Here is a 25,056-nt window from a genome sequence, read left to right as displayed (position 1 = left end):
CCTAGTTGGCGTCCAGCTGTTCCACGCGAATCCGGGTCACCTCTCCGGCGATCTCCGGCAGCCCCTCGATGGCGGCGATGGCCGCATTCATACGTTTCTCCTGCACCTGGTGGGTGAGGATAATGATCGGCACCTGCTGCTCGCGGGTGCCCTTCTGGATGATGGCGTCGATGCTGATGCCCTCGTCGGCCAGGATGCGGGTCACCTCGGCCAGCACGCCGGGATGATCCACCGCCAGCATGCGCAGGTAGTAGGCGGTGGTCACCTCCTCCATGGGCAGCATCGGCAGATCGGAGAGGCTGGAGGGGTGGAAGGCCAGGTGCGGCACCCGGTTGTCACGGTCGGCGGTCATGGTACGCACCACGTCCACGAGATCCGCAATCACCGCCGAGGCGGTGGGCTCGCTGCCGGCGCCCGCGCCGTAATACAGGGTCGGCCCCACGGCGTCGGCGTCCACCAGGATGGCGTTCATCACCCCATCGACGTTGGCGATCAGGCGCTTCTCCGGAATCAGGGTCGGGTGGACCCGCAGCTCGATACCCGCCTCGGTGCGCCGGCTGATACCCAGGTGCTTGATCCGGTACCCCAGCTCCTCGGCGTAGTTCACGTCCTCGGTGGTGATCCGGCTGATGCCCTCGGTGTAGGCCTTCTTGAACTGCAGCGGGACCCCGTAGGCGAGCGAAGCAAGGATGGTCAGCTTGTGGGCGGCGTCGATACCCTCTACATCGAAGGTGGGGTCGGCCTCGGCGTAGCCCAGCAGTTGCGCTTCGGCCAATACGTCCTCGAAGGTCCGCCCCTTGTCGCGCATTTCGGTGAGGATGAAGTTGCCGGTGCCGTTGATGATGCCGGCCAGCCAGTTGATGCTGTTGGCGGCGAGCCCTTCACGGATCGCCTTGACGATGGGGATGCCGCCGGCCACGGAGGCTTCGAAAGCCACCATCACGTTCTTGCGCTGGGCGGCTTCAAAAATCTCGTTGCCGTGCTCGGCGATCAGGGCCTTGTTGGCGGTGACCACGTGCTTGCCGTGCTCGATGGCAGTCAGCACCAGTTCGCGGGCAGTGTCGTAGCCACCGATCAGTTCGACAATGATGTCGATCTCGGGGTTGCGGGCCACCTCGAAGATATCCTGGGAGATCTGCACCCCCTGGGTATCGCAGTTCGGGTTGGGGCGCCGCGCGCCCACCTGCTCGACCCGAATAATGCGCCCAGCCCGGCGGGAGATCTCCTCCTGGTTGCGCTTGAGAACGTTGAAAGTACCGCTACCCACGGTGCCCAGACCGCAGATGCCCACCTTAACCGGTTTAAGACCCATTGCTACTGCCCTTTGCTGAGCGTACGCCGCCGCTGCGCTTGTCGCGAACAGCATACTGTGTCGAAAAAGGCGGCCATTGTAGCAAAAAAGCCTGGCACGGTGCAGCAGCGCGGCCCGCTAATAGCGGCTGCGCCCACGCGACTTTCGGCGGTGCCGAAGCAAACCGAAGCCGGTTGGGTCCAAGCGTAAATGCCGGAGCGGGTCTGATCGGCGCCGGTGCCTTCAGCCTGGGTGCTAAGGGTTCGCTAGTTGATCAGCGCATCGGCGAAAATTTCCCGCACCCGGCGGTCGTTGTCACTGCTGATCGCCACCAGCCCGACCCCCTCGCTCTGCTGAATCAGCGAGATACCCCGCACCGCGACCGACTCTTCGGCCAGCTGCCGGGCAACCTGGGCCAGCGCACCGGGACGGTCCTCAAGACGAATCAGCACGGTTTCCTGCGCAATCACCTGGAACCCCACCGCGGTCAGCACCGCCAAGCCCCGGTCGTAGTCCGAGCAGATCAGCTTCAGAAACTGCTGCCCACCCACTTCCTGTGAGTCGAGGTCACGGATATCGATGCCGGCTTCGGCCAGCAGGCTGGTCACTTCGACCAGCAGCCCCGGCCGGTCCTGGCTGACCACCGTCATCTGTCTATGCATGCTGAGCACTCTCCTGTGAGCTAACCAATTCGTCGATAAACCGGTCCAGGAGCGCCCGAGTGACGCCCGGGACCATGATCAGGTGGGATATTCCTTGCGCGGAGGCCAGCTGCCACTTGTCGATCAGCGCCTGACTCGGGGACGGGAACACCAGGGTGATCGCTTCGGGATTGCGCCATACCGCCACTCCGGCCGCGCTCAAACGCTGCTCGGCGTAGGCCGTCAGTTGCAATGCCTCCTCGACCCGCCGCTGCAGCCCCTCCCGGCCGAGGCTGCGAATCAGTTGCCAGAGGATCAGGGGGGTCAGGCCATTGCGCGAGCCGGTCACCGTGGTATCCAGGTTACCGATGTAGGCAATCGAGCGGGCGATACGGTCCACGTGCCGCTTGCGCGCCATCACGATACCGCAAGGGATGGGCGAGCCGAGAAACTTGTGGCCGCTGATGGAGACGCTGTCGGCGCCATCGGCAAAGTTGTAGGGCGGTGGAGACTCGAGGAAGGGCGCGATGACCCCGGTCATGGCCGCATCGGAGTGGATGTAATAATTGGGGATCGCCATCCGGTCCATCATTTCGCGAATGCGCCGAATATCGTCCCGCGCCTCGGTCATGGTCGTGCCGATATTGGCAAAGATGATGGGCGGGACATCCCGGTGGATGCGCAGGGTCGCTTCCAGGTCCTCGTAGTCGATTTCGCCATTCTCCTGGGAGCGGATCATGATATGACGCATGCCCAGAAAATGAACGTTCTTGCTCACACTGTAGTGAGTATCCTGAGAAAAATAGACCATGCCCTTGGGATAGAGCTCGCGGGCCAGGTAGAGACCGTAGAGGTTGCCCTCGGTGCCGCCATTGGTGACATAGCCCCACCAGTCATCGCTTGGTGCCCGCAACAGGTCGGCAAAAAAAGCCAGCACCTCTCGCTCGAACTCATGGCTGTCCACCTTCCAGGTACCGCTGCTGAACGGGTCCCCCACATTGTTCAGCGGCAAATCCAGGCAGCTTTTCAGGAGCCCGTAATCGAGGGTCTTGGCAGCCGGATAACCCAGGTAAGTGTTGGTGTTCTCGCGGGCCTGCTCAAGAAAGGCCTCCAGGCGGAGGCGATCGGCTTCCGGCAGGCCCGGCATGGATAGGGAGGATCGTGGCGTCGAGTTCAAAGCAACCGTCCTGGGGCAAAAGCCCTGTGGGAGTAAAGAAAGCACCCTCCCTATGTTAAACATTTTGATCGATCGATCAATATATGCACCGCGACATCAGCCGCGATCCCGCGCCTGATAACTGGGCAGCATCAATCCGAACAGAATGGCCGCACCGCGCAGCCCAAAAGCCACCGCAAATCCACCCAGCAGTGCCAGCGCCTCGGGCACGGGAGCCAGATAAAGCCCGAGGTAGGCCGAGGCGCCGGCGACCGCTGCCGTTACATATAGCTCACGCCCCTGGAGCACGAGGGAAACGCCACAGAGTACATCGCGGATGATTCCGCCGAAAGTCGCGGTCATCACCCCCATGCAGACAGCGATCAGCGGTGCCACGCCCTGACTCAGGGCGATCTGGGTGCCGGTAACGCAAAACAGCGAAAGCCCCAGCGCATCCATCCAGATCAACGCCCTAATCCGCGAGTTGATCAGCGGCACCACGAAGTAGGTGGCGACCGCCGCTCCCAGGCAGATGCCGACGTTGAGCGGGTCACGCACCCAGTATACCGGTGCCAGCCCCAACAGGAGGTCGCGCAGGGTACCCCCGCCCAGCCCGGTCACCGAGCCGATCAGAATAAAACCGAGAATATCCATCTCCTTACGGGCCGCCTCGAGCGCCCCGGAGATCGCAAAAACCGCAATACCGCCCATACCCAGGCCATACACGAGCCCGTCGAGATCGAAAACCGCCATTACATCTCCACAAACAAAAAGCGAATTATGTCATTCGGCCCGAAACGGGCCTACACTTAATGCTATGGCCCGTTCGGGCCAGCGTTTTTGGTGTCAAGAGGAAAGCCTGCATGGCCTCCAATCGCCGTCAGCATCCGCGGTATCTGAAGGAGCTGCCGGTCATGGCCGAGCTGCCGGATGGACGCCAACTGAACGGCACCACCTACGACCTGTCCTGTAACGGGGCCTGCATTCGGGTCGACTACGACCTCCCTTCGGGGGCGCGCCTCATGGTGGAGCTGAATCCGCCCAGCGCCTCCAAAGGCGAGCTTTACACCCTCTGGGCCAGCGTCCTCCACAGCCGCCCCCACCGCCTCTCAACCTGCAATCTGGGTATCTGCTACGCCCATCCACCCACCCACTACCTGCAACTGATCGAGCGCCTCGCCGCCGAGTAAAACACCGCCCTCCCCTTTCAAGGAGGCGCAACGAAAAAGCCCCGCCTGGGCGGGGCCTTCAACAAGCGCGAGGCGAGTTACTGGTTACTGGCGAGAAACGCCGCCAGACGCTCGGCCGGCACGTAACCGGGCATCAGCGAGCCGTCTTCAAACACCAGTGCCGGCGTGCCGGTCACGCCGAAAGCAACGCCCATCTGGTACTGCTCGGCAACGGGATTTTCGCACTCCGCCTGCGGCGGCACCTGACCCTGCTTGGCCAGGGTCATGGCCTGCTGCGGGTCCTCGGCGCACCAGACCGACACCATCTTGTCATAGGCACCGGAATCGACACCGGCCCGGGGGAACGCCAGGTAGCGGATTTCGATGCCGCGGGCATTGTATTCGGCCATCTCGTTATGCAGCTTACGGCAGTAACCGCAGTCGACGTCGGTAAAGGCGTAAAGGGTTGCCACCGCCTCGCCCTCGGGCGAGAAGATGATCATGTCCTCTTTCTCAAGCGCCGCCAGCGCCTCAGCCCGCATCGCCTTTTGGCGCTGTTCGGTCAGGTTTACAAAGCCGCTGTCACGAACCTCGAACAGCTTGCCTAGGATAAAGTGATTCCCGCTCTCGCTGCTGTAGAGCACCTCCCCACTGCCCAGCTCAACCTCGTAAATCCCCGGTAGGGCCGACGCCTTGACGGCAACCACCTCGATGCGGTCATTGACGGCGGTAAGCCGCTCGCGAATCTGCTCGGCTGGGTCTGCCGCCTGGGCAGCACCCAGCGTAGCGGAGAGGGCCAAAAGTGAAGAGACAACTAGAGATCGAATGCGCATGAAAACCTCAAACTGGGACAGGGCGTTGCGGGTTAGAGTGCGTCGGCGCCCTCGAGTTCAGCATCAACCACGGGGGTGATGCGCCTGATGCAGCGATTGTAGTCGCTGCTGGGCAATATGGGTATAGATCTGAGTAGTGGAAAGATCACTGTGCCCCAACAGCAACTGCACCACGCGCAGGTCAGCGCCATGGTTGAGCAGATGGGTGGCAAAGGCATGGCGCAGGGTATGGGGTGAGAGCGGTTTCGTGATCCCGGCCAGTTGGGCGTAATGCTTAATCCGATACCAAAAGGTCTGCCGGGTCATCTGCGCCCCCCGTTGACTGGGAAAAAGCACTTCGCTAGCCGGGTCACCCAGCAGCAACGCACGCCCCTGGCGCAGGTAGTGCATCAACCAGCCATGGGCCTCCTCACCCAGGGGCACCAAGCGCTCCTTGCCCCCCTTTCCCGTCACCCGCACCAGCCCCTGGCGCAGGTTCAGCTCCGGCAACTGCAACCCCACCAGCTCGCTGACCCGCAGCCCACAGGCGTAGAGCAGCTCCAGCATCACCCGGTCCCGAAATCCGATGGGGTCCTGGGGATCCGGTGCCTCAAGCAGCCGCTCCACCTCCTCTTCGGTCAGCACCTTGGGCAGTGGCCGGCCCTGCTTGGGGCTGTCGACCTGCAGCGTCGGATCCACCTCGATCCGCTCCTCGCGCAGCTGAAAGCGGTAGAACCCCCGCAGGCACGAGAGCATGCGCGCCGTGGACGCGGCGCTCAAGCGCTGGCGCAGCCGGTAATTGAGATACGCCAGCAGATCGCCCCGCTCCGCAGCGAGCAGGTCGCGCCCCCGGGGCGCCAGCCAGGCAGCGAAAGTCTTCAGGTCGCGGCGGTAGGCAGCTTGGCTGTTGGAGCTCAACCCCTTCTCGAGCCAGAGCTCCTGCAGATAGGCCTCGATCACGGCCCGCCCGGGGTACTCCACCCCAGCAGACCGGCTAGGCATGATTCCTCAGCCCACCCGAGGTACCAACAGAAAGGGCAGCCGAAGCTGCCCTTGAGAGTGCGAACATAAAAGCGGCTTACTTCTTGGCCAGCTTTTCCTTGATCCGGGCGGACTTCCCGGACAGCTCGCGCAGGTAGTACAGCTTGGCCTGGCGCACGTCACCACGACGCTTGACAGCGATGCTGTCTACGGCCTTGCTGAAGGTCTGGAAGGTACGCTCAACGCCCACGCCGTGGGAGATCTTGCGTACGGTAAAGGCGGAGTTAAGGCCGCGGTTACGCTTACCGATCACCACACCTTCAAACGCCTGCAGACGCTCGCGGCTGCCTTCAACCACCTTCACCTGGACCACGACAGTGTCGCCCGGTCCGAATTCAGGCACCTGCTTTTCCATCTGTTCAGCATCAAGCTGCTGAATAATCAAATTTTTGCTGCTCATCACTCGCTCCTAAACTATCAACCGCTTAACTCGCTTGCTCGGTTTCGCGGATAAACTCTTCCAGCAACCGCCGTTGCTCGTCGTTCAGTTCTCGACCGTCCAATAAATCCGGTCGCCGTTGCCAGGTGCGCCCCAGCTGCTGTTTCAGCCGCCAGGTGCGTATCGCCTCGTGGTTGCCGCTCAGCAACACTTCAGGTACCGCTCGTTCGTTGACCACCTCGGGGCGGGTGTAGTGAGGACAGTCCAGCAACCCCTCCTCAAAGGAGTCTTCACTGGCCGAATCCTCATGCCCCAGCACCCCGGGCACCAGTCGCGACACCGCGTCGATCAGAGTCATGGCTGGCAGCTCGCCGCCGCTCACCACGAAGTCCCCCAGGGACCACTCCTCGTCGATCTCGCTCTCCAGCAGGCGCTCGTCAATACCTTCGTAGCGCCCCGCCACCAGCACCAGTCGCTCCCGTGCCGCCAGCTCCCGAACCCCGGCCTGATCGAGGCGACGGCCCTGGGGCGAAAGGTAGATCACCTTCGCCGCGGCGCCCGCCTCGGCCCTGCCTGCCTGAATGGCATCCCTGAGGGGCTGCACCTTCATCAGCATTCCCGGGCCGCCCCCGTAGGGCCGGTCGTCGACCGTACGGTGCCGGTCGTGAGTGAAGTCCCGCGGATTCCAATACTCGAGATCGATCAGGCCGCGGCTAACAGCCCGCCCGGTGACACCGTAATCGGTAATCGCCCGGAACATCTCGGGAAACAGCGTAACAACACCGATCCACACGAACCTAAAACTCCGGGTCCCAGTCGACCCGAATGGTACCTGTTTCGAGGTTTATCTCTTTAACCACCTGCTCCGGCAGATAGGGAATCAAACGCTCCCGCCGGTCGACACTCTCGGCATTGCCCTTAACGACCAAGACGTCGTTTGAGCCCGTGGGTATCAGATGGTCCACCCGGCCCAGCTTTTCGCCGGACTCGGTCACAACATTCAGTTTTTCCAGCTGGTGCCAGTAGAACTCCCCCGGTGCCAGTCCAGGCAACCGGCTTCGCTCCACCGCGATCTCCGCACCGCAGTAGCGGCGGGCCTGCTCGCGGTCCTCGCTGCCAGCCAGTTTGGCAACCAGCCCCTTGCCGTGACGCTTACCCTGCTCCACCTCGACCGCCTGCCAGCGGCCTTCCAGCTTAATTTGCCAGGGTGAATAGCTGAGGATATTGTCCATCGGCTCGGTATGGGAGTAGATTTTCACCCACCCGCGCACCCCGTACACCGAGGTCACCTTGCCCAGGGTTACCAGCCGCTCGAAAGCGGCACCACACGACTCAGCTGCCATCACTAAAGGTTGATTACCGTCTATCTCGGCTTACTCGGCTGCCTTGGCGGCATCCTTGAGCAGCGCGGCGACGCGACCGCTGGCCTGGGCGCCTTTGCCCTGCCAGTAGGCCACACGCTCCAGATCCACGCGCAGGCGCTCTTCCTGACCGCGGGCTACCGGGTTGAAGAACCCGACGCGCTCAATAAAGCGACCGTCGCGAGCATTGCGCTGATCCGCTACTGTGATGTGATAAAAAGGACGCTTCTTAGAGCCTCCACGTGCTAAACGAATAACTACCATTCGCTCGATCCCTTTACTGAGTGGGTTTTGACATCGCCCACGGTTTGCTTTGCCCCGAGACACGCTCATCGGCCCTAGCCGATACGCGAAACGGAGCCCTCACTGCGCACCCGGCGGACGCCGGGTACAAATACACGAAGGGCGCAGATTTTACGGCAAATCCACGCCCCGGGGAAGCCTGCCGGGCTATTTTTTAGCCAGAATCACGCTGCCGCCAGGTTCAGCGCTTGCGAAACCCGGGGGGCAGGCCTCCGGGCATTCCCCCCGGCATGCCCCCCATGGTGCCGCCCATACCGGGCGGAAGCATGCCTTTCATGTTACGCATCATCTTGGTCATGCCGCCCTTACCGCCGATCTTTTTCATCATCTTCTGCATCTGCTTGTGCTGCTTGAGCAGGCGATTGACATCCTGGATCTGGGTACCGGAGCCGGCGGCGATACGCTTTTTACGCGAGCCGTTGATGACATCGGGAAAGCGCCGTTCCTGGGGCGTCATCGAGCAGATAATCGACTCCATCTGCTTGAGCCCCTTCTCGGCACCGGCGCTCTCGGCGGCCTCGGCCATTTTGCCCATGCCCGGCAACTTGGACATCATCGCCGCCATACCGCCCATCTTGGTCATCTGCTGCAACTGATCACGAAAGTCTTCAAGATCAAAGCCCTTGCCCTTCTTGAGCTTGGTGGCCAGCTTTTCCGCCTTTTGCTTGTCGACCTTGTGCTCCACCTCCTCGATCAGCGAGAGCACATCTCCCATACCGAGGATGCGTCCGGCCACCCGATCGGGGAAGAAGGGCTCCAGGGCGTCGGTTTTCTCGCCGACACCGAGGAACTTGATCGGTTTACCGGTGATATGCCGCACCGACAGGGCCGCACCGCCGCGGGCGTCACCGTCGGTCTTGGTCAGCACCACCCCGGTCAAGGGCAACTCATCGTTGAAGGCCTTGGCGGTATTGGCGGCATCCTGGCCGGTCATGGAGTCGACGGTAAACAGCGTCTCCACCGGTTTGATCGCACCATGCAGACGCTTGATCTCGGCCATCATGTCGCTGTCGACATGCAGGCGGCCGGCGGTATCCACGATCACCACGTCGATGTGTTTGATGCGGGCGTGCTGCACCGCCGCGGTGGCGATATCCACCGGATCCTGGTCGCTGCTGGAGGGGAAGAATTCCACCCCGACCTCGCCGGCCAGGGTCTCCAACTGTTTGATCGCCGCCGGCCGGTAAACGTCGGCGGAAACCACCAGCACCGACTTCTTCTTGCGTTCTTTAAGCCAGCGCGACAGCTTGGCCACCGAAGTGGTTTTACCGGCGCCCTGAAGGCCCGCCATCATCACCACGGCCGGCGGTTGAGCGGCGAGGTTCAGCTCTTCGTTGGCCGCGCCCATCACACGGATCAGCTCGTCGCGGACGATCTTGACGAACACCTGCCCGGGAGTGAGGCTCTTGCTTACTTCCTGACCCACCGCGCGGTTCTTGACGCCGTTAATGAACTCCTTGACGACTGGCAGCGCGACATCGGCCTCCAGCAACGCCATGCGCACCTCGCGCAGGGTCCCCTTGATGTTCTCTTCGGTCAGTTTCGCCTGGCCGGTTACGGACTTGAGCGCATGCGTCAGGCGATCCGTCAGATTGTCAAACATAGCGTGCCTCTGTGCTCTGGACCGGCCTCTCCCCGGCGCCGGCCGCGTGCGGGAAGCTCCCGCGATCAAAAAACGAAACCGCCGATTATACCCCAAGGCGGGACAGGGCTCTACGCCGAACCGCAGGCCCGACACCGGTTGTCATCGATTTCATTCATCCAGCGTTTTGTGACACACTTACAGCGTCGCCAACTGCCCGATATCCTTTGAACATGAGTTTGATTCCACTGAGTTTTATAAGCGCCCTTCTGTACCTGATCGGCGGCGCCGCCCAGGCCGTTTCCCTCACTGGCAAGGGCGGCGAACGGCGCACGCTGGTGCTCGGAGCCGGGGCCGCCGCAGTGCTTTTCCATACGCTGGCGGTCTACTACGTGCTTCACCCCGGCGGAGGCATTCAACTCGGTTTTTTCCCCATTGCGTCCCTGGTGGCCTGGCTGGTCGCCGGTCTGGTACTGATAAGCAGCCTGAAAAAACCCCTGAGCAACCTTTTCGTCGCAGTCTTTCCCCTCGCCGCCGTCACCGTGCTGCTGGCCGTGCTGGCCCCCCAGACGGCCTCCCCCAAGCCGCTCAGCGGCGGCATGGTGCTGCATGTGCTCAGTTCCATTCTCGCCTACAGCATATTCGCCATCGCCGCTTTTCAGGCCCTGCTGCTGGCCGCCCAGGACCGGCAGCTGAAGCACCACCATACCCGCGGTATCGTTCGCGCCCTGCCGCCGCTGCAGGTGATGGAGCGACTACTGTTCGAGATGCTCTGGACCGCGATGGCCCTGCTCAGCCTCTCCTTGGTGACCGGCGCCCTGGTGATCGAAGATCTCTTCGCCCAGCACCTGGTGCATAAGACCGTACTCTCGCTGACGGCCTGGGTGATCTATGCCATCGTCCTGTACGGGCGCCACCAGCGCGGATGGCGTGGCATCGCCGCGGTGCGCTGGACGCTCGGAGGCTTCGTGATGCTGATGCTCGCCTTCTTCGGCAGCAAATTCATGCTGGAACTGGTGTTCCAAACAACCTGAGCCGCGCCCGGGCCCGCTTGACAGTAGCGAGGCTTGGGAACCACAATCACCCTCCCGAATAAAATAGAAGGTCACCCCCGTCTTGGACGATGCATCCATCAGCGTGCTTTTGGGGATTCTCGCCACCCTGATTTTCTGTTCGGCATTTTTCTCCAGCTCGGAAACGGGAATGATGTCCCTGAACCGTTACCGGCTGCGCCATCTGGTGAAGAAGAACCACCGGGGGGCAATCCGTGCCCACAACCTGCTCAAGCGACCCGACCGACTGATCGGCGTCATCCTGATCGGCAACAACCTGGTCAATATCCTCGCCGCCTCCATCGCCACGGTGCTGGCGGTCAGGCTGTGGGGGGATGCCGGCATCGCCATTGCCACCGTGGGGCTGACCCTGGTGATCCTCATCTTCGCCGAGGTGACGCCCAAGACCCTGGCGGCGATTCACCCCGAGCGGGTGGCCTTTCCCGCCGCCGTACTCCTTAAACCCCTGCTGGTGATCCTCTACCCGGCGGTCTGGCTGGTAAACGGCATTACCAACGGCCTGCTGCGCCTGGTGGGGGTAAAGATGGATCCCAGCGACCAGCACCACCTCAGCACCGAGGAGCTGCGCACCGTGGTCAACGAAGCAGGCGCGTTGCTGCCACAACGCAACCAGTCCATGCTGCTAGCCGTCCTCGAGCTGGAAGAGGTGACCGTCCAGGACATCATGGTGCCCCGCAACGAGGTGGTGGGCATCGACCTTGAGGACGAGCTGGAGGATATCCTGGCCACCATCACCGACAGCGACCATACCCGCCTGCCGGTGTACAAGGGTGATATCAACCAGGTAGTAGGCATCCTGCACCTCAGGCGCATGACCAAAGTTCTGAAAAGCAACGAGCCCAGCAAGGCCGCCCTGCTGCAGGAGACGCGCGAACCCTACTTCATCCCCGAAAGCACGCCTCTGCAGACCCAGCTGCTCAACTTCCAGAAAGCCGGGCGACGCATCGGGCTGGTGGTGGATGAGTACGGAGATATCCAGGGCATCTGCACCCTGGAAGATATTCTGGAAGAGATTGTCGGAGAACTCTCCGAGGACCGCCGGGCCGAGAACCAGGACATTCACCCCCAGGACGACGGCACCTATTTCATCGACGGCTCAGCTACCATCCGCGATATCAACAAGGCCATGAGCTGGCAGCTGCCGATAGACGGCCCCAAGACCCTTAACGGCCTGATTACGGAGACCCTGGAGTTTATTCCCGAGCGCAATGTCTGCCTGAATATCGACGGCTATCGCATCGAAACCATCCAGATCCAGGACAACCTGATCAAGATGGCCCGCGTCAGCGATCAGGGTGTCAGCACCTGATTCAGCGCGAAGCGGTTTCTTCCCGCTTAATACGCACCAGCACAGCCTGTTTCTCTGCATTGTTCATCACGCCCCACTCGGCAATCTCCAGCCCCGTACGCCCGCAGCCGATACAACAGTCCTGCCGATTGAGGCGACAGACGCCAGTGCAGGGCGAGGGCACCCGTGCTGCCTCTTCCCCGCTCATCCCAGTTGCACCAGGGTACGCCGATAACGGTTGAGGTTCGCCACATAGTGCTCGGCGTTGGCCTTGATGCCCGCCACCTCCTCGTCGCTGAGGCTGCGCCGCACCTTCCCCGGGGAGCCCACCACCAGAGAGCCGTCCGGCACCTCCATTCCCTCTGGAATCAGCGTGTTGGCGCCGATCAGGCAGTTGCGGCCGATGCGCGCACCGTTGAGCACCACGGCATTGATGCCGATCAGGCTGTTGTCGCCCACCGTGCAGCCGTGCAGCATGGCCTTGTGACCGACGGTGACGTAGGCGCCGATGTGCAGCGGCCAACCGGGATCGGTGTGGAGCACCGCCGCATCCTGAATATTGGTGTGATCGCCGATGCGAATCAGGTCATTGTCCGCCCGCACGACGGCGTTGAACCAGATGCTGACGTTCTCCTCCAGCTCGACGGAGCCGATCACGGTGGCATTGTCGGCGATAAAGTGACGGCAGCTTTTAAACTGCACACTGCGGTTGTCCACATGGTAAATCATTCACAGGGTCCTTAAGTGTCGGCTTCCAGGGCGCGGACCTCGGGCCGGGGCCGCAGCGGTATCTTCGCGCCTAAACCCAGATTAAGCAATTCCACCAGCACATAGGCCGTCAACCCCCAGATCAGGTGCCCCTCGTAGCGATAGGCGGGTACGTAGAGGCTTTGGCGGGCGAACGTCAGGAAGTCGGTGCGCTCGCGGCAGTCCTCCAGGAAAAACCGCAGCGGCACCCTAAACACCCGTGCGATCTCTCCTGGGTTGGGGCAAAAGCGGCTGTTTTCCGGAACCAGCCCGAGAAAGGGCGCCACCAGCAACCCGTTCTTGGAGACCACCTGCCCCAGGGGCGCCAACACGCGCACCTGCGCCGGCGCAATCCCCAGCTCCTCCTGGGTTTCCCGCAGGGCGGTATCCTGCAGGGAGGCATCCCCGGGATCGCGCTTGCCGCCGGGAAAAGCGACTTCGCCGCCGTGAGCCGTCAGGTTGTGAGCCCGGAGGGTCAGCACCACCTGCGGATCGCGGCAGTTGTCGGTCAGGGCCACCAGCACGCTGGCTTCCGGCCGGTCGCCGCCGAGCCTGCGCGGACGCAGATCAGCAATTCCCTGCTGCAGCAGGGCCAGCAAATCGGTATCGGGGGTAAACACCATGGCGTGCGTATAACTTGATGCGGCTGACTGTTGTCAGCCATCATAACCGCGGCAGCCTATGTTGGAGAAGGCCGCCCGAGGAGACGGCGGAGAAAGCGAATGAATTATTGCAGTCATTGCGGCTCAGTGGTCAGCCTCAGGGTGCCGGACGGCGACAACCGGCCCCGCTACGGCTGCGACCGGTGCGGCCGGATTCACTACCAGAACCCGCGCATCATTGCCGGCTGCCTGGCAGTCCACGAGGAGCGGGTGCTCCTGTGTCGTCGCGCCATCGAGCCGCGGCTCGGTCGCTGGACCCTGCCCGCCGGGTTTATGGAAAACGGAGAGAGCCTGCGCGAAGCGGCCCTGCGCGAAACCCTGGAAGAGGCCTGCGCCCGGGTGCAGCTTGAATCCCTCTACACCATCAGCAGTATCCGCCACATCAACCAGGTGCAGATGCTGTTTCTCGCCACCTTGCCGACACCGAACTTCGCTGCCGGAGAAGAAACCCTGGAGGCCCGGCTGTTCGAGGAAGCGGACATACCCTGGGAAGCCCTGGCGTTCAGCACCATTAGCAAGGCCCTTCAGCTTTACTTCAACGATCGTCGCCGGGGCACCTTTCCCCTTCACCACCTGGACATTGACGGTGAGCTTCTGCAGCCTCGGTGAACCGTAAACGCACCGGCTAACGGCGTGACGGGGGCCACACCGCGACTTCAGTCTCTTCGAAAGCCCCCCGCTAGCACGGTACCGGCCTCTAAAACGACTCCAGCTTAAACACCTCGTAAGCCGGCTCTTCGTAGGGGTGGCTCCGTTTCAGGGCCGCTACCGCCTGCGCTATCAGCTCAGCGCTGCAGACCATTTCTACCTTGTACTCGGCCACCTTCTCGACCGCGCCCACCCGCCCCAGAAAAGGCTCGCTGCCTTCGCCCGCCCGGAACTGGCCCTCCCCGAGCGTCTGCCAGCAACAGCAGTCATAATTGCCGATTCGTCCCGCGCCACAAGCGAAAAGCGCCTCTTTCACCGCTTCGACATGGGTCTCGGGTACAAAAAAACAGAATTTATACACCCCTTCTCCTCGACGGTTCTTGCTCTAAGGTTCTTGCTCTGCGGTTCGGATCTCTACTGTCACGACTCAGACGCACTGACGCACCTGCTTGACCCCCTCCACCAGTACACGGCGCCAGATCGCCTCCAAAGCGGGGTTGTAATCGGGGTCATGTACCGCCAGCGTGTCCAGCAGCGCCTCCAGCCAGTAGTCGTAAAGCCGCGGGGGGATATTGACCCCGTCCGGGCCATGAAGGCGGGCCAGCCGTCCCAGCACCTGCTGGCGCGCCCCGTGCTCATCGCCGGGCAGTATCAGCTCCAGCGAGGCGCGGAGCATCACGGCCTGCTGATCCATGTCGGTATGCGCAAAGGCCGCCGCCACGGCCGGGGACATGCCGACAAAAAAGGCATAAAAATCATCGATAAAGGCGGGATTTTCGGCGCAGCGCTGAAAGCTGGCCTGCACCTTGGCGGCATCACTGGCGGGAAAAGACATCAACCGCGTCTCCGGCTGTTGGTTTGAGTTCAAAAAATAGCTGCCAGCCAGCAGGGGAGCAATGCTGCGGCGCGCAACAAACGGGCAGTCCAATGGCGGATCACGACCCGATGCTTTATCCTTATGGCTTGTTTTTCAAGGAAATCGAGCCATGCGTAGCAAAATCGGCAAGGAAGCCCCGCAGCCGTCGGAGCAGCGCAGCGACACCCACCTTCCCGCCGGTTCCGTCGCCGACCCGATGCTTGATCGCATCAGCGGCACACTCGGGGGCTTTCGGCTCAGCGACATCCTGACCGCCCGCAGCCACTCGCAGGACTTCTGCGAGACCCGGGCCAATTATATCGCCCAACGGCTGCGCTTCATGCTGGCGTTCTTTATCGTGGCGGTGCCGGCCTGGATACCGGTGGACTACCTCACGTTAAACCCCGAACACTTCACCCCCATGGCCGTGGCGCGCGGTGTGCTCGCCGGGGCCCTGGTGCTGATCTGGTTACTGGCGCTGCTGCGGCCAAGACCCCTGCACATCCATATCCTGTTGTTTCTGACCCTGCTCGCCCCCGGCCTTTTCTATTCCGCCGCCATGGTGATCATGCAGCAAGGCACCCCTGAACCTGCGCTGGCGGGCTACACCGGCATGCCCTACATGATGGTGGCGCTGACCGGCCTCTTCCCCCTGACCCTGCTCTACGGTGCGGGGCTGATGCTCACGGTACTGCTCTGCTACGCGGGAGTCGAACTCTGGGCCGGCACCCTGCTGACCACCGCCAGCCTCAATACCCTCTGGGTTCTGAGCCTGATTTGCGGCATTACCTTCTGGGTGCAGGGAGGTCAGCTGCTGATGCTGCTCAAGCTTTACCGCGAGTCCACCCGCGACCCCCTGACCGGGCTGATCAACCGGCGGGTCCTGATGGCACGGCTCGAGGCCGAAATTGAACTGCACCAGAGCCAGGGCCGCCCTTTTTCCGTGCTGATGTGCGACCTGGACCGCTTCAAGCGCATCAACGATAACCACGGACACCTCATGGGCGACCAGGTGCTGCGTCACTCCGCCGAGATCCTGCGCCAGCAACTGCGCAAGACCGACATCATCGCCCGTTTCGGCGGCGAGGAGTTCATGGTGGTGCTGCCCGGACTCAGCGCCGGGGAGAGCCTGGGCGCCGCCGAGCGGATCCGCGCCGCCTTTGAGAACGCCGAGATTCAGACCCCCGCCGGCGAGCCCCTGCCGGTGACCACCAGTATCGGGGTCACCGACTACCGGGACGGTGAAGCCGTGGAGCAGACGCTCCTGCGAGCCGATGAGCTCCTCTACGAGGCCAAGGAGGGTGGCCGCAACCGAGTGATCAGCCGCTAAGTGAGTCCCTGCGGGAGGCGTTTTCGGCGCCGGCCTGACGCTGCAGCTGCGCCTCCATCGCCTCAAGTTTCGCGTAGAGGTCGACAAGGGTCGGCTCATGCGCCTCTTTCGCCTTCTGCTTCAGCACCTTGGCGTGCTCATCGTTCATCACGTTGACGACGATCCCGATCACCATGTTGAGAAAGGCGAACGCGGTAAAGAAGATAAAGGTGATGTAATAGACCCAGCTCAACGGATAGACGACCATGGTCTCGTACATGACGTCGGTCCAGTCCTCAAATGTCATCACCCGGAACAGGGTCAGCAGGGCGATGCTGACATCCCCCCATAGTTCTTCATTGATATGCTCGAACAGGGTGCTGCCCATGGCGGCATAAATATAGAAGATGATGAACATCAGCAGCAGCACGTAACCCAGCTGCGGCAGGGCCTTGAGCAGGGAGTTGAGCAGCAGGCGTAGCTCGGGAATGATGGAGACCATCCGCAACACCCGGAAAACCCGCACCAGCCGGGCCACCAGCGCCATGTCGCTGTTGTCGATGGGGATCAGGCTCACCACCACGATCAGGGTGTCGAAAACGTTCCAGCCGTTGCGAAAGAAGTGCCGTTTCTGCTCTTCGCCGAGAAAACGGATGCTGATTTCAGCGAGGAAAATCAGGGTCACCAGTCGATCCAGCCAGGTGATCGCCTGCTGCGTCAAAGGGTGCAGCTCGTAGGTCTTGGCCCCGACCAGCAGCGCCGAGCCGATAATCACGGCGACCACGAAGAGTTCGAAGAGCTTGTTACTGCGCAGCTCGCCAAAGCGCTGCTGAAGGCTGGGGGTGTTCATTATCCGCTACTCACGCAAGGCAGTTCAGGAGATGCGGATTATGCGGGCGAAGGCGCCGCTTTCCAAGCCGCACCTCGCCGCCGATCGTCAGAGCTGGTCCACTCCCCGACTGGCCATGGCGACGGCGCGAAACACCGCCCGCCCCTTGTTAAGAGTCTCTTTCCACTCCAACCGGGGCACGGAGTCGGCCACCACGCCTGCACCGGCCTGAATGTGCAGGGTGCCGTCCTTGATCACCGCGGTGCGGATCGCGATCGCAGTGTCCATGTTGCCGCTCCAGGAGAGGTAGCCCACGGCGCCGCCGTAGACACCACGCTTTACCGGCTCCAGCTCGTCGATAATCTCCATGGCCCGGATCTTCGGCGCCCCGCTGAGAGTACCCGCCGGGTGAGTGGCCCGCAGCACGTCGATGGCACTCTTGCCCGGTTTCAGCCTGCCGGTGACGTTGGAGACGATGTGCATGACGTGGGAGTAACGTTCAATCACCATCTTGTCGGTCAGCTCGACGCTGCCGATCTCCGACACCCGGCCGACATCATTACGCCCCAGGTCAATCAGCATGAGGTGCTCGGCGATCTCCTTGGGGTCGGCCAGCAGCTCCGCCTCGAGGGCCTTGTCCTGCTCCGGGGTGGCGCCGCGCTTACGGGTACCGGCAATGGGGCGGACGGTCACTTCGCCGTCCTCCAGCCGGGCCAGGATCTCGGGGGAGGAGCCCACCACGTGAAAATCGCCGAGGTTGAGCGCGTACATGTAGGGCGAGGGGTTGAGCATCCGCAGCGCCCGGTAGAGATCCAGGGGCTTGGCGTCGAAGGGGATCGACATGCGCTGGGAGATCACGGTCTGCATCACGTCCCCGGCCAGAATGTACTCGCGGATGCGCTCTACCGCTGCCTCGAAATCGGCCTGCTCAAAGCCGGAGACAAAGTCCGATTCGTTGACCGCCTGCCCCGAGCCGGGCTCCACCGGGCCCGGCACCGCGAAGCGCAGCCGCGCCACCAGTTCGTCCAGGCGTAACTGGGCGTTGTCCAGCGCATCTTTTTCAGCCGGATCGGCGTGGCAGATAAGAATCAGCTTGCCACTGAGGTTGTCGAAGACCACCACCTCGTCCGAGACCATCAGCAGAATGTCGGGCGTGCCCAGGGTGTCCGGCGGCACGCGGGAAAGACGCGGTTCGATGTAGCGCACCGTGTCGTAGCCGAAGTAACCCACCAGACCACCATTAAAGCGGGGCAGCCCCTCCAGGTCCGGCACCCGGTAGCGACGCTGGAAGGCCTCGACAAAGGCCAGGGGATCGGCCTCCTCGTGACGCTCGGTGACCTTGCCGTCGGTCTCCACCGAGACCTCGTGACCATGGACCTTGAGCACCGTGCGACAAGGCAGGCCGATGATCGAGTAACGGCCCCATTTTTCACCGCCCTGCACCGATTCAAGCAGGTAGGAGTAAGGGCCATCGGCCAGCTTCAGGTAGGTGCTGAGGGGCGTGTCGAGATCGGCCAGAACCTCACGCATCACGGGAATACGGTTGTAGTTCTGGCCAGCCAGGGCGGCAAAGTGTTCAGGGGTCATGGGGTTATCCGGACAGGTGAATGGGCGCGGGCGGAAACGGTCAGTCTCGCCATCGAAATCCCGGTTCGAGCAGTTGGTCCATGCCGGAAAAACCCTTTTACAACCAATGAAAGAGAGAAAAACCTTATAGCAGCTCGGGCAGTGAATCAACTACCCAGTCGGGCGCTGCATCCCCCACGGGCTCACCGTGGTTATAGCCGTAACTGACCGCCGCCACCGGACAGCCGGCTCGGCGGGCCGCCTCGATATCATGGCGCGAGTCCCCCACCATCAGGCAGCGCCCGGGGGCAACCCCGAAATGACGAGCGGCGTGCAGCAGCGGCGCCGGGTGCGGCTTTTTCTCCGCCAGGCTGTCGCCGCCGAGAGTCAGTGCAAAAAAGACTTCCAATTCAAAGCTTTTTAGCAACGGCGGGATAAACGCGGCCGGCTTATTGGTGATCAGGCCCAGAGGCAGCCCCCGACGCCGCAGCGCATCCAGAAACCGGCGCACTCCGGGGTAAACCAGGGTGCCGGCCTCGGGCGCCTCGCCATAAGCCTGGAGAAAAAGCCCGTGCGCCCGCTCCAGGAGTGCCGGATCCACATCCGCCTCGGAGCCCTCCGTCAAGGCACGGTGCACCAGCACCCGCGCCCCATTACCCACCCAGTCCCGGACCCGGGCTTCACCGGCCGCCGGGCGCTGCAACTGCCCCAGCATCACGTCCACCGCCCGAGCCAGGCTTGGGGCACTGTCGATCAGGGTCCCGTCCAGGTCAAACAGCACCGCCTGCGGCGCCTGATCAACGGCAAAGGGTCCGCGAGCAGGCATTACAGGGTCGCCAGTTGCGCCCGCATGGCGGCGATGGTGGCAGCGTAGTCGGCGGTATTAAAGATGGCCGAGCCCGCGACAAACGTATCGGCCCCGGCGCGGGCGACCTCGGCGATGTTGTCCACCCCGATGCCGCCGTCCACTTCCAGGCGAATAGGACGGCCGCTGCGATCGATCATGGCCCGGGCCTGCTTGACCTTTTCCAGGGTATGGGGAATGAACTTCTGGCCACCAAAACCCGGGTTCACCGACATCAACAGCACCATATCGACCTTGTCCAGCACATGCTCCAGGCAGTGCAACGGGGTTGCGGGGTTGAACACCAACCCTGATTTGCAACCCCCTTCACGAATCAACTGCAGGCTGCGATCGATGTGCTCGCTGGCCTCGGGATGGAAGGTAATGTAGGTCGCGCCGGCCTCGATGAAATCACCGATGATCCGGTCCACCGGCTTGACCATCAGGTGAACGTCGATGGGCGCCGTAATCCCATGATTGCGCAGGGCCTTGCAGACCATGGGACCGATGGTCAGGTTGGGGACGTAATGGTTGTCCATGACGTCAAAATGAACGATATCGGCACCGGCATCGAGCACCTGGTTAACCTCTTCCCCGAGGCGGGCGAAGTCGGCGGAGAGAATGGACGGGGCGATCTTGAAGTCTTTCATGGCAGCTCTCAGCGCTGGAATGGCAAAGCGCCCTATTCTAGCGCGGAGCGCCGGGACTTGTCAGGGCAGTCTCAAAACACCTGGTGCCAGCTCAGGGACAGCGAGCCGTAACGGTGGAGGCTGTCCTGTTCATCGAACTCACGGGTGCGCATGACCCGGGCATAGGAGAGCTTAAGGCGCCGGTAATGAATGCTGAAGCCGGCGTAGATATCCCCCACCAGCGGGTTCTTATCCACGCTGTGACTGTCGGTAAAGGTGTTGCCGTCCAGGAAAATATCCCTGAGCACCAGGCGTACATCGCTGGAGACAAACAGGTGCCAGCCCCAGCGCTCCGGCCCCCGGGGGTCCCAGGCGCTGTCCGGGGCGCTGTTATCCGACCCCGGGCGCACCGCCGAGGTACCGAAGTCATCAGGCAGGTTCCAGCCCAGCCGCCCTTCGACTCCGGCATTCAGGTAGGTGGCCACGTTCCCCAGGCTGCCGCCGCCGTGGGCGATCAGGTCCACCCCCAGCCCGGGGCCACTGTCGGCCCACTTCTGCTTGAACTCGTACAGCAGCTGCACGCCCGGCTCGTTCTTGAGCTGGTTGTCCCACCCCTTGAAGCGCTTGAAACCACGCAGGTCGTGGATGAAGTTCTGCGCCTGCTCGCCAAAGGCCAGGGGGCCGACCACTCCGAGGTTGAACCCGAGGCTTTCCAGGTGGCCATCACTGCGCAGGTGGTAAGCGACGCCACCGTAGAGCCACCCGGCGTACGGACGCTCATCCTCCACCACCTCGGTGGCGTCGATGTCCTGGGGCGTATAGATGGTCTGCCCCAGGGTCAGCACCAGCCGCCGGCTGAGGCACGAATCGCCCTCGCGGTTGCTGTAAAGAAAGCGCAGATGATGGTTGAGGCTGCGCACCCAGGGCGCGAGCAGCGGGTCTTGACGAAAGCTGTCCAGGTTGGGGGAGATCGCCGAGACACGAATGCCGTTGGTGTAGTTCTGATCCGTTTCGGCAAACAGGTCGTTCTCGAAGTAGAGGTTGCCGGTCCAACGGTGATAGTCACCGGAGCGGGGGTCGGCCACACAGGCGGCGCCAACCGGGCCGGCCAGACACGCCAGCAGCGCCAGCAGCCGCCCCATCCAGATTCTGTTAACCGCCACCCTTCACCTCTCTGTGGACCACACCCGGCAGGAGACCATGGTATATCCTGTCGACGGATGCGTATAATCCCGGCCATGACTCAGTTTAGCCTCCGCATCTCACCCCTTACGAGGTCGCTCGGCCTCGGCCTGCTGCTGCTCGCCAGCAGCCTCGGCCTGCGTGCCCAGGAGCCGGCGCAGGCCCCGGGCGGGCGCATTCTACCGGATCTTGAGCAGCAACGCCTGCAGGCCCTCGCCCACTCCCAGGGCGAGGAGACGGAGGTGGTCTGGCTGGAAACCAACCAGGAGTCCTTTCTCGGCCTCTACCAACCGGCCCTGGCTCCACACCCCAAGGGCGGCATTCTGCTGCTGCACCATGACCGCACCAGCGCCGACTGGCCTGGGGCGATCAAGTCCATCCGCCTGGGCCTGCCTGAGGCCGGCTGGCACACCCTCTCCATCGCGGTGCCCGACCAACCCCGGTTGCCGGTGGAGCAGACTCTGGCGGCCGAGGCGCTGGGGGAGGAAGGCAAGCTGCTCGACCAGCACTACCAGCAGATCACCGATCGCATCGAGTCGGGGCTGCGCTATCTGGAAGAACAGGGGGCGACGCACTTTATGGTGCTGGGAGCGGGCAGCGGCGCCTACTGGGCCGGCCGCTACAGCGCGGAGTTTCAGAACCAGCGGGTGAACAGCCTGGTGTTGATCGACGCCCTGCGCCCGCAGCGAAGCATCGAGCCCGCATTGCACGAGCTGGTCGCCCGAATGCAGATACCGGTATTGGACATCTTTCACAGCACGATCACCGCCAGCGACCCGGCGGACCTGCTGGCCAAGCGCCGGGCCCAGGCCGCGCGCCGCCAGGGCATGGCGAACTATGTGCAATACCACATTCCGCACCACCCCAGCGACTGGAAACGAACCGACCAGCGCCTGGTCTCGGTGCTGCGCGGCCTGATCGCCAAACGGGTTGAGCCGGTGCCGCAAGCCCCCCGGGTGCAGGCCAGCGAACCGCTCACCCGCGAAGCGCCCCCCGGCACCCGCTGAGTCAGCGCTGACCGCGCCGTGCCCGGCGAATACGATCGTAAGCGCTCTGGATCTCCTGGGTTTTCTCTTTCGCCAGCTCCATCATCTCCTCGGGCAACCCGCGGGCGATCAGCTTGTCGGGGTGGTGTTGACTCATGAGCCGACGGTAGGCTTTTTTCAGCTCCGCCTCCGGGGCCGACTCATCGACCCCCAGCACGCCGTAGGCCTCGCGCAAGAGCTGCGCCTCGTTCGCTCCGCTCTGCCACGACCGCTGCCCACCCCGGGCGTGTGAGTGAAAGGCCTGTTCGGCCTGGCAGCGCCGCAGGATCTGCTCGAGGGCGGCATACTCGATCCGCAGCAGGGCGCAGATCTCCTGGATCACCTGCAGCTCCGCCTCACCCACCGGGCCGTCCGCGAAAGCGGCCTGTAGCTGGATCTCCACGAACATCTGCTTGACCGCGGCGCGGTGGTTGATCAGGCGGGCCAGCGGCCGCACCAGGGCCTCCACCTCGAAATCGGCCTGCTTGCCGCGGTTGAACAGTTCAATCGCCTCGCGTCGCTTGGCCTCGGAGAGATTCATCCGCGCCATCACCTCCCGGGCGTAGAGGATCTCCTCCTCGGTGACGCGACCGTTCGCCTTGGCCACCTTGCCCATCACGGCGAAGGTGGCTTCAAAAAACGCCTTCTGCGGATTCAAGGTACCGACATCCACCCCCTTCAGGCTGCGCTGAAAGAAAAAGCCCACCCCGGCTCCGAATAGCACCCCGAACAGGCCGCCGCTGAACAAGCCGACCAGCGCCCCCACCAGCAACCCGGTGCGGTTCTGATAGAGGCTGCGCCCCAGCTCCTGCGCGGTCACCCCCGCCCCCCCCGGCGCAAGGACGTATCAAGGGCCGCGAGGCGCTCGGGTGTCCCGACATCGGTCCAAGCGCCACGGTAGTGCTCGCCGCTCACTGCCCGTTGCGCCATGGCCTGGCGCAGTAGCGGGGCCAGCGGGAAGGCCCCCTCCGCCAGACCCTGGAACAGGGAGGGACGCAGCAGACTGATGCCGCTGAAGGTCAGCCGCGACTCGCCTTCGACCACCACCCGCTCCTGGTGCAGGGCGAAATCCCCATCGGAATGGTGGGACGGGTTATCCACCAGCACCAGGTGCGCCAGCTCTGGCGTACGGCCGTGCAGGGCGGCAAAGTCGTAGTCGCACCAGATATCCCCGTTGACCACCAAAAAAGGGGCGTCATCCCCCCCATCCAGCAGCGGCAACGCCTGCCGAATGCCGCCGCCGGTTTCCAGAGGCTCGCCTTCGCGCGAATAGCGGATCCGCACGCCCCAGCGGGCGCCGTCGCCCAGGGCCGCTTCCAGTTGCGCCCCCCGGTAGGCGGTATTGATCACCAGCTCGTCAAAGCCCGCCGCCGCGAGTCGCTCCAGGTGGTGCTCAATCAGGGGTTTGCCCCCGGCTTCGAGCAGCGGTTTGGGGCAGTGATCGGTCAGCGGGCGCATCCGGGTGCCAAGCCCTGCGGCCAGGATCATCGCTCTCATTGCAGCGCCTCGGCGGCAAAAGCGCCATGAGTCGCCATCACCGGCTCAACCCGGGTACGCAAAAAGTCGGTGAAGGCCTCGCTATCGGGGTGCCGGGCGCCAACGCTCAACAGGTAGCCCAGGGTACGGGGAATGTCCGCCAGGTACCCCCCCTTGCCGTCACGCAGCTTCAGGCGGGCAAAGATGCCGATCGCCTTGAGGTGGCGCTGCATGCCCATCAGGTCGAACCAGCGCAGGAAACGCTCCGGCGCAACCGGCTCGAAGATGCCGCTCTCCCGGGCCAGGTCCAGGTAGCTGAGCGCCCACTGCTCGACCTGGCCCTGGGGCCAGTCGATATAACAATCACGCAGCAGCGACACCAAGTCATAAGTAACGGGCCCCAACACCGCATCCTGGAAGTCGATCACCCCAGGTACCGCATCGTCGGTGACCATCAGGTTGCGCGAGTGGTAGTCGCGATGCACGCAGACCCGGGGCTGCTCCAAGGCAGAATCCACCAACCGGGTAAAAAGCCCGTCGAGCAGTTGCTGCTCGCCGGCACTGAGAAGCAACCCCAGCAGGCGCTGCAGGAACCATTCGCGGAACAGCGCCATCTCCCGCCGCAGCAGACTTTCATCGTAGGGCGGCAAAGGTCGCCCCTGAATGTGACGGCACTGTTGAATATGGGTCAGAGTCACCAGCGCCTGGCGGTACAGGTGATCGGCGCTGTCCGGGTCGAGCCGGTCCAGATAGAGGGTATCCCCCAGGTCCGACAGCAGCATGAACCCCTGCTCAAGATCTGCCCGGAACACGCGGGGGGCATGAATTTCCAGGGGCTCCCAGGCCCGAGCGATCGCCACGAAGGGAACGCTGTCCTCCTGCTCGGGCGGGGCGTCCACCGCGACCCAGCTCAAGTTATGGCTGTGGACGCGAAAATAGCGACGAAAGCTGGCATCCCCCGAGACCGGCGTCAGCGTCCAGTCATGAGCCAGATCCACCCCCATTGCCGGCAGGCTATCCCCGACCCACTTTCGCAACGCTTCTAACCGTTTATCCATACCCTTACCATGCTACAACGCCGAGGCCATCTAGGAATTGACCCGGGCTTCCATTATCATTCGCGGGCACATCTTACTCGAATTCCACCGCCCACGGACAGGCCTCGCGCCGCTCCCGCGGGCGTATTT

30 protein-coding genes are annotated in these 25,056 nt (G+C 63.0%); 6 read left to right on the top strand and 24 right to left on the bottom strand.

Translation table 11 applies throughout. From position 1 onward, the window contains the following. Position 1: 1 nt before the first annotated feature. The 4 genes from JGZ97_RS15780 to JGZ97_RS15765 form a co-directional block, all read right to left on the bottom strand. The gene (locus JGZ97_RS15780; protein ID WP_207063658.1) at positions 2–1,312 is read right to left on the bottom strand and encodes a homoserine dehydrogenase; all 1,311 of its coding nucleotides are present in this window, start codon (positions 1,310–1,312) and stop codon (positions 2–4) included. Positions 1,313–1,557: 245 nt separating this feature from the next. Then, entirely contained in the window at positions 1,558–1,953 is a 396-nt protein-coding gene (locus JGZ97_RS15775) for an ACT domain-containing protein (RefSeq protein ID WP_207063657.1), read from the bottom strand. Continuing rightward, complete coding sequence (locus tag JGZ97_RS15770; RefSeq protein ID WP_207063656.1) at positions 1,946–3,079, bottom strand: histidine decarboxylase; 1,134 nt, start codon at positions 3,077–3,079, stop codon at positions 1,946–1,948. Before JGZ97_RS15770 ends, JGZ97_RS15775 begins: the two co-directional genes overlap by 8 nt. A gap of 126 nt (positions 3,080–3,205) precedes the next feature. Beyond that, complete coding sequence (locus JGZ97_RS15765; protein WP_207063655.1) at positions 3,206–3,841, bottom strand: trimeric intracellular cation channel family protein; 636 nt, start codon at positions 3,839–3,841, stop codon at positions 3,206–3,208. Positions 3,842–3,951: 110 nt separating this feature from the next. Here JGZ97_RS15765 and JGZ97_RS15760 point away from each other — a divergent pair, with 110 nt between their 5' ends. Next, positions 3,952–4,278, top strand: coding sequence for a PilZ domain-containing protein (locus JGZ97_RS15760; RefSeq protein WP_207063654.1), 327 nt, complete (start codon positions 3,952–3,954; stop codon positions 4,276–4,278). A 77-nt stretch (positions 4,279–4,355) separates the two neighbouring features. Here the strand turns inward: JGZ97_RS15760 and JGZ97_RS15755 are convergent, their stop codons facing one another. The 7 genes from JGZ97_RS15755 to ffh all read right to left on the bottom strand — a co-directional run bounded on the left by JGZ97_RS15755 (position 4,356) and on the right by ffh (position 9,756). After that, positions 4,356–5,090, bottom strand: coding sequence for a thioredoxin fold domain-containing protein (locus JGZ97_RS15755; protein WP_242521826.1), 735 nt, complete (start codon positions 5,088–5,090; stop codon positions 4,356–4,358). Positions 5,091–5,153: 63 nt separating this feature from the next. Continuing rightward, positions 5,154–6,071 (bottom strand): site-specific tyrosine recombinase XerD, encoded by a 918-nt coding sequence (gene xerD, locus JGZ97_RS15750; protein WP_207063653.1) that lies wholly within the window; start codon positions 6,069–6,071, stop codon positions 5,154–5,156. A 76-nt stretch (positions 6,072–6,147) separates the two neighbouring features. Beyond that, entirely contained in the window at positions 6,148–6,510 is a 363-nt protein-coding gene (gene rplS / locus JGZ97_RS15745) for a 50S ribosomal protein L19 (protein ID WP_207063652.1), read from the bottom strand. Positions 6,511–6,535: 25 nt separating this feature from the next. Further along, positions 6,536–7,282 carry a tRNA (guanosine(37)-N1)-methyltransferase TrmD gene (gene trmD / locus JGZ97_RS15740; protein WP_207063651.1) on the bottom strand — a complete coding sequence of 249 codons (747 nt, stop codon included), beginning with the start codon at positions 7,280–7,282 and terminating at the stop codon, positions 6,536–6,538. A 4-nt stretch (positions 7,283–7,286) separates the two neighbouring features. Beyond that, entirely contained in the window at positions 7,287–7,832 is a 546-nt protein-coding gene (rimM, locus tag JGZ97_RS15735) for a ribosome maturation factor RimM (protein ID WP_207063650.1), read from the bottom strand. Positions 7,833–7,862: 30 nt separating this feature from the next. Continuing rightward, positions 7,863–8,114 (bottom strand): 30S ribosomal protein S16, encoded by a 252-nt coding sequence (rpsP, locus tag JGZ97_RS15730; RefSeq protein WP_207063649.1) that lies wholly within the window; start codon positions 8,112–8,114, stop codon positions 7,863–7,865. A gap of 220 nt (positions 8,115–8,334) precedes the next feature. Further along, complete coding sequence (gene ffh / locus JGZ97_RS15725) at positions 8,335–9,756, bottom strand: signal recognition particle protein (RefSeq protein ID WP_207063648.1); 1,422 nt, start codon at positions 9,754–9,756, stop codon at positions 8,335–8,337. Between the two features lie 212 nt (positions 9,757–9,968). Between ffh and JGZ97_RS15720 the strand changes: the two genes are divergently transcribed. Together JGZ97_RS15720 and JGZ97_RS15715 are read left to right on the top strand one after the other, a co-directional pair. Continuing rightward, complete coding sequence (locus JGZ97_RS15720) at positions 9,969–10,769, top strand: inner membrane protein YpjD (RefSeq protein WP_207063647.1); 801 nt, start codon at positions 9,969–9,971, stop codon at positions 10,767–10,769. Positions 10,770–10,851: 82 nt separating this feature from the next. Next, a complete protein-coding gene (locus JGZ97_RS15715; RefSeq protein ID WP_207063646.1) occupies positions 10,852–12,117 on the top strand; it encodes an HlyC/CorC family transporter in 1,266 nt (421 codons plus the stop codon). 1 nt (position 12,118) lies between these two features. On the opposite strand, the gene JGZ97_RS15710 is transcribed toward JGZ97_RS15715, so the two are convergent. From JGZ97_RS15710 to JGZ97_RS15700, 3 genes are read right to left on the bottom strand one after another with little or no spacing between them, the layout of a single operon-like run. Then, positions 12,119–12,304, bottom strand: coding sequence for a DUF1289 domain-containing protein (locus tag JGZ97_RS15710; RefSeq protein ID WP_207063645.1), 186 nt, complete (start codon positions 12,302–12,304; stop codon positions 12,119–12,121). Further along, positions 12,301–12,825 carry a gamma carbonic anhydrase family protein gene (locus JGZ97_RS15705; RefSeq protein ID WP_207063644.1) on the bottom strand — a complete coding sequence of 175 codons (525 nt, stop codon included), beginning with the start codon at positions 12,823–12,825 and terminating at the stop codon, positions 12,301–12,303. Before JGZ97_RS15705 ends, JGZ97_RS15710 begins: the two co-directional genes overlap by 4 nt. 11 nt (positions 12,826–12,836) lie before the next feature. After that, entirely contained in the window at positions 12,837–13,466 is a 630-nt protein-coding gene (locus tag JGZ97_RS15700; RefSeq protein ID WP_242521825.1) for a CoA pyrophosphatase, read from the bottom strand. A gap of 99 nt (positions 13,467–13,565) precedes the next feature. Here JGZ97_RS15700 and JGZ97_RS15695 point away from each other — a divergent pair, with 99 nt between their 5' ends. Further along, a complete protein-coding gene (locus JGZ97_RS15695) occupies positions 13,566–14,114 on the top strand; it encodes an NUDIX hydrolase (protein WP_207063643.1) in 549 nt (182 codons plus the stop codon). 88 nt (positions 14,115–14,202) lie between these two features. On the opposite strand, the gene JGZ97_RS15690 is transcribed toward JGZ97_RS15695, so the two are convergent. Both JGZ97_RS15690 and JGZ97_RS15685 read right to left on the bottom strand, forming a co-directional pair. Further along, positions 14,203–14,514, bottom strand: a complete 312-nt coding sequence (locus JGZ97_RS15690) for a YqfO family protein (RefSeq protein WP_207063642.1) — start codon at positions 14,512–14,514, stop codon at positions 14,203–14,205. A gap of 66 nt (positions 14,515–14,580) precedes the next feature. Next, entirely contained in the window at positions 14,581–14,988 is a 408-nt protein-coding gene (locus tag JGZ97_RS15685; RefSeq protein ID WP_207063641.1) for a hypothetical protein, read from the bottom strand. 151 nt (positions 14,989–15,139) lie between these two features. On the opposite strand from JGZ97_RS15685, the gene JGZ97_RS15680 reads away from it, so the two are divergent. Further along, positions 15,140–16,339 (top strand): diguanylate cyclase, encoded by a 1,200-nt coding sequence (locus tag JGZ97_RS15680; RefSeq protein WP_207063640.1) that lies wholly within the window; start codon positions 15,140–15,142, stop codon positions 16,337–16,339. Here the strand turns inward: JGZ97_RS15680 and JGZ97_RS15675 are convergent. The 5 genes from JGZ97_RS15675 to JGZ97_RS15655 form a co-directional block, all read right to left on the bottom strand. Then, positions 16,329–17,168: an ion transporter gene (locus JGZ97_RS15675; protein WP_207063639.1), complete on the bottom strand. Its 840-nt coding sequence runs from the start codon at positions 17,166–17,168 to the stop codon at positions 16,329–16,331. The two genes, JGZ97_RS15680 and JGZ97_RS15675, sit on opposite strands and share 11 nt — an antisense overlap. An 87-nt stretch (positions 17,169–17,255) precedes the next feature. Then, positions 17,256–18,734 carry an anthranilate synthase component I gene (gene trpE, locus JGZ97_RS15670; protein ID WP_207063638.1) on the bottom strand — a complete coding sequence of 493 codons (1,479 nt, stop codon included), beginning with the start codon at positions 18,732–18,734 and terminating at the stop codon, positions 17,256–17,258. A gap of 124 nt (positions 18,735–18,858) precedes the next feature. Beyond that, complete coding sequence (locus tag JGZ97_RS15665) at positions 18,859–19,539, bottom strand: phosphoglycolate phosphatase (RefSeq protein ID WP_207063637.1); 681 nt, start codon at positions 19,537–19,539, stop codon at positions 18,859–18,861. Further along, positions 19,539–20,207, bottom strand: a complete 669-nt coding sequence (rpe, locus tag JGZ97_RS15660) for a ribulose-phosphate 3-epimerase (RefSeq protein ID WP_207063636.1) — start codon at positions 20,205–20,207, stop codon at positions 19,539–19,541. The genes JGZ97_RS15665 and rpe overlap by 1 nt, the downstream gene beginning before the upstream one ends. Positions 20,208–20,278: 71 nt before the next feature. Then, entirely contained in the window at positions 20,279–21,349 is a 1,071-nt protein-coding gene (locus tag JGZ97_RS15655; protein ID WP_370584081.1) for a lipid A deacylase LpxR family protein, read from the bottom strand. Between the two features lie 75 nt (positions 21,350–21,424). On the opposite strand from JGZ97_RS15655, the gene JGZ97_RS15650 reads away from it, so the two are divergent. Continuing rightward, on the top strand, positions 21,425–22,375 hold the full coding sequence (locus JGZ97_RS15650; protein ID WP_207063635.1) for a DUF3530 family protein: 951 nt from the start codon (positions 21,425–21,427) through the stop codon (positions 22,373–22,375). A 1-nt stretch (position 22,376) separates the two neighbouring features. Here JGZ97_RS15650 and djlA read toward each other — a convergent pair whose 3' ends face one another. From djlA to JGZ97_RS15635, 3 genes are read right to left on the bottom strand one after another with little or no spacing between them, the layout of a single operon-like run. Continuing rightward, positions 22,377–23,213: a co-chaperone DjlA gene (gene djlA / locus JGZ97_RS15645; RefSeq protein ID WP_207063634.1), complete on the bottom strand. Its 837-nt coding sequence runs from the start codon at positions 23,211–23,213 to the stop codon at positions 22,377–22,379. After that, positions 23,210–23,890 carry an N-acetylmuramate alpha-1-phosphate uridylyltransferase MurU gene (murU, locus tag JGZ97_RS15640; protein WP_207063633.1) on the bottom strand — a complete coding sequence of 227 codons (681 nt, stop codon included), beginning with the start codon at positions 23,888–23,890 and terminating at the stop codon, positions 23,210–23,212. Before murU ends, djlA begins: the two co-directional genes overlap by 4 nt. Further along, complete coding sequence (locus JGZ97_RS15635; protein WP_207063632.1) at positions 23,887–24,927, bottom strand: aminoglycoside phosphotransferase family protein; 1,041 nt, start codon at positions 24,925–24,927, stop codon at positions 23,887–23,889. Before JGZ97_RS15635 ends, murU begins: the two co-directional genes overlap by 4 nt. Between the last annotated feature and the right edge of the window lie 129 nt (positions 24,928–25,056).

This window comes from Motiliproteus sp. SC1-56 (assembly GCF_017309075.1).
Lineage (GTDB): Bacteria > Pseudomonadota > Gammaproteobacteria > Pseudomonadales > Balneatricaceae > Motiliproteus.
Note: the sequence above shows the minus strand (reverse complement) of the source record. Positions and strands in the feature narration are given on the sequence as shown.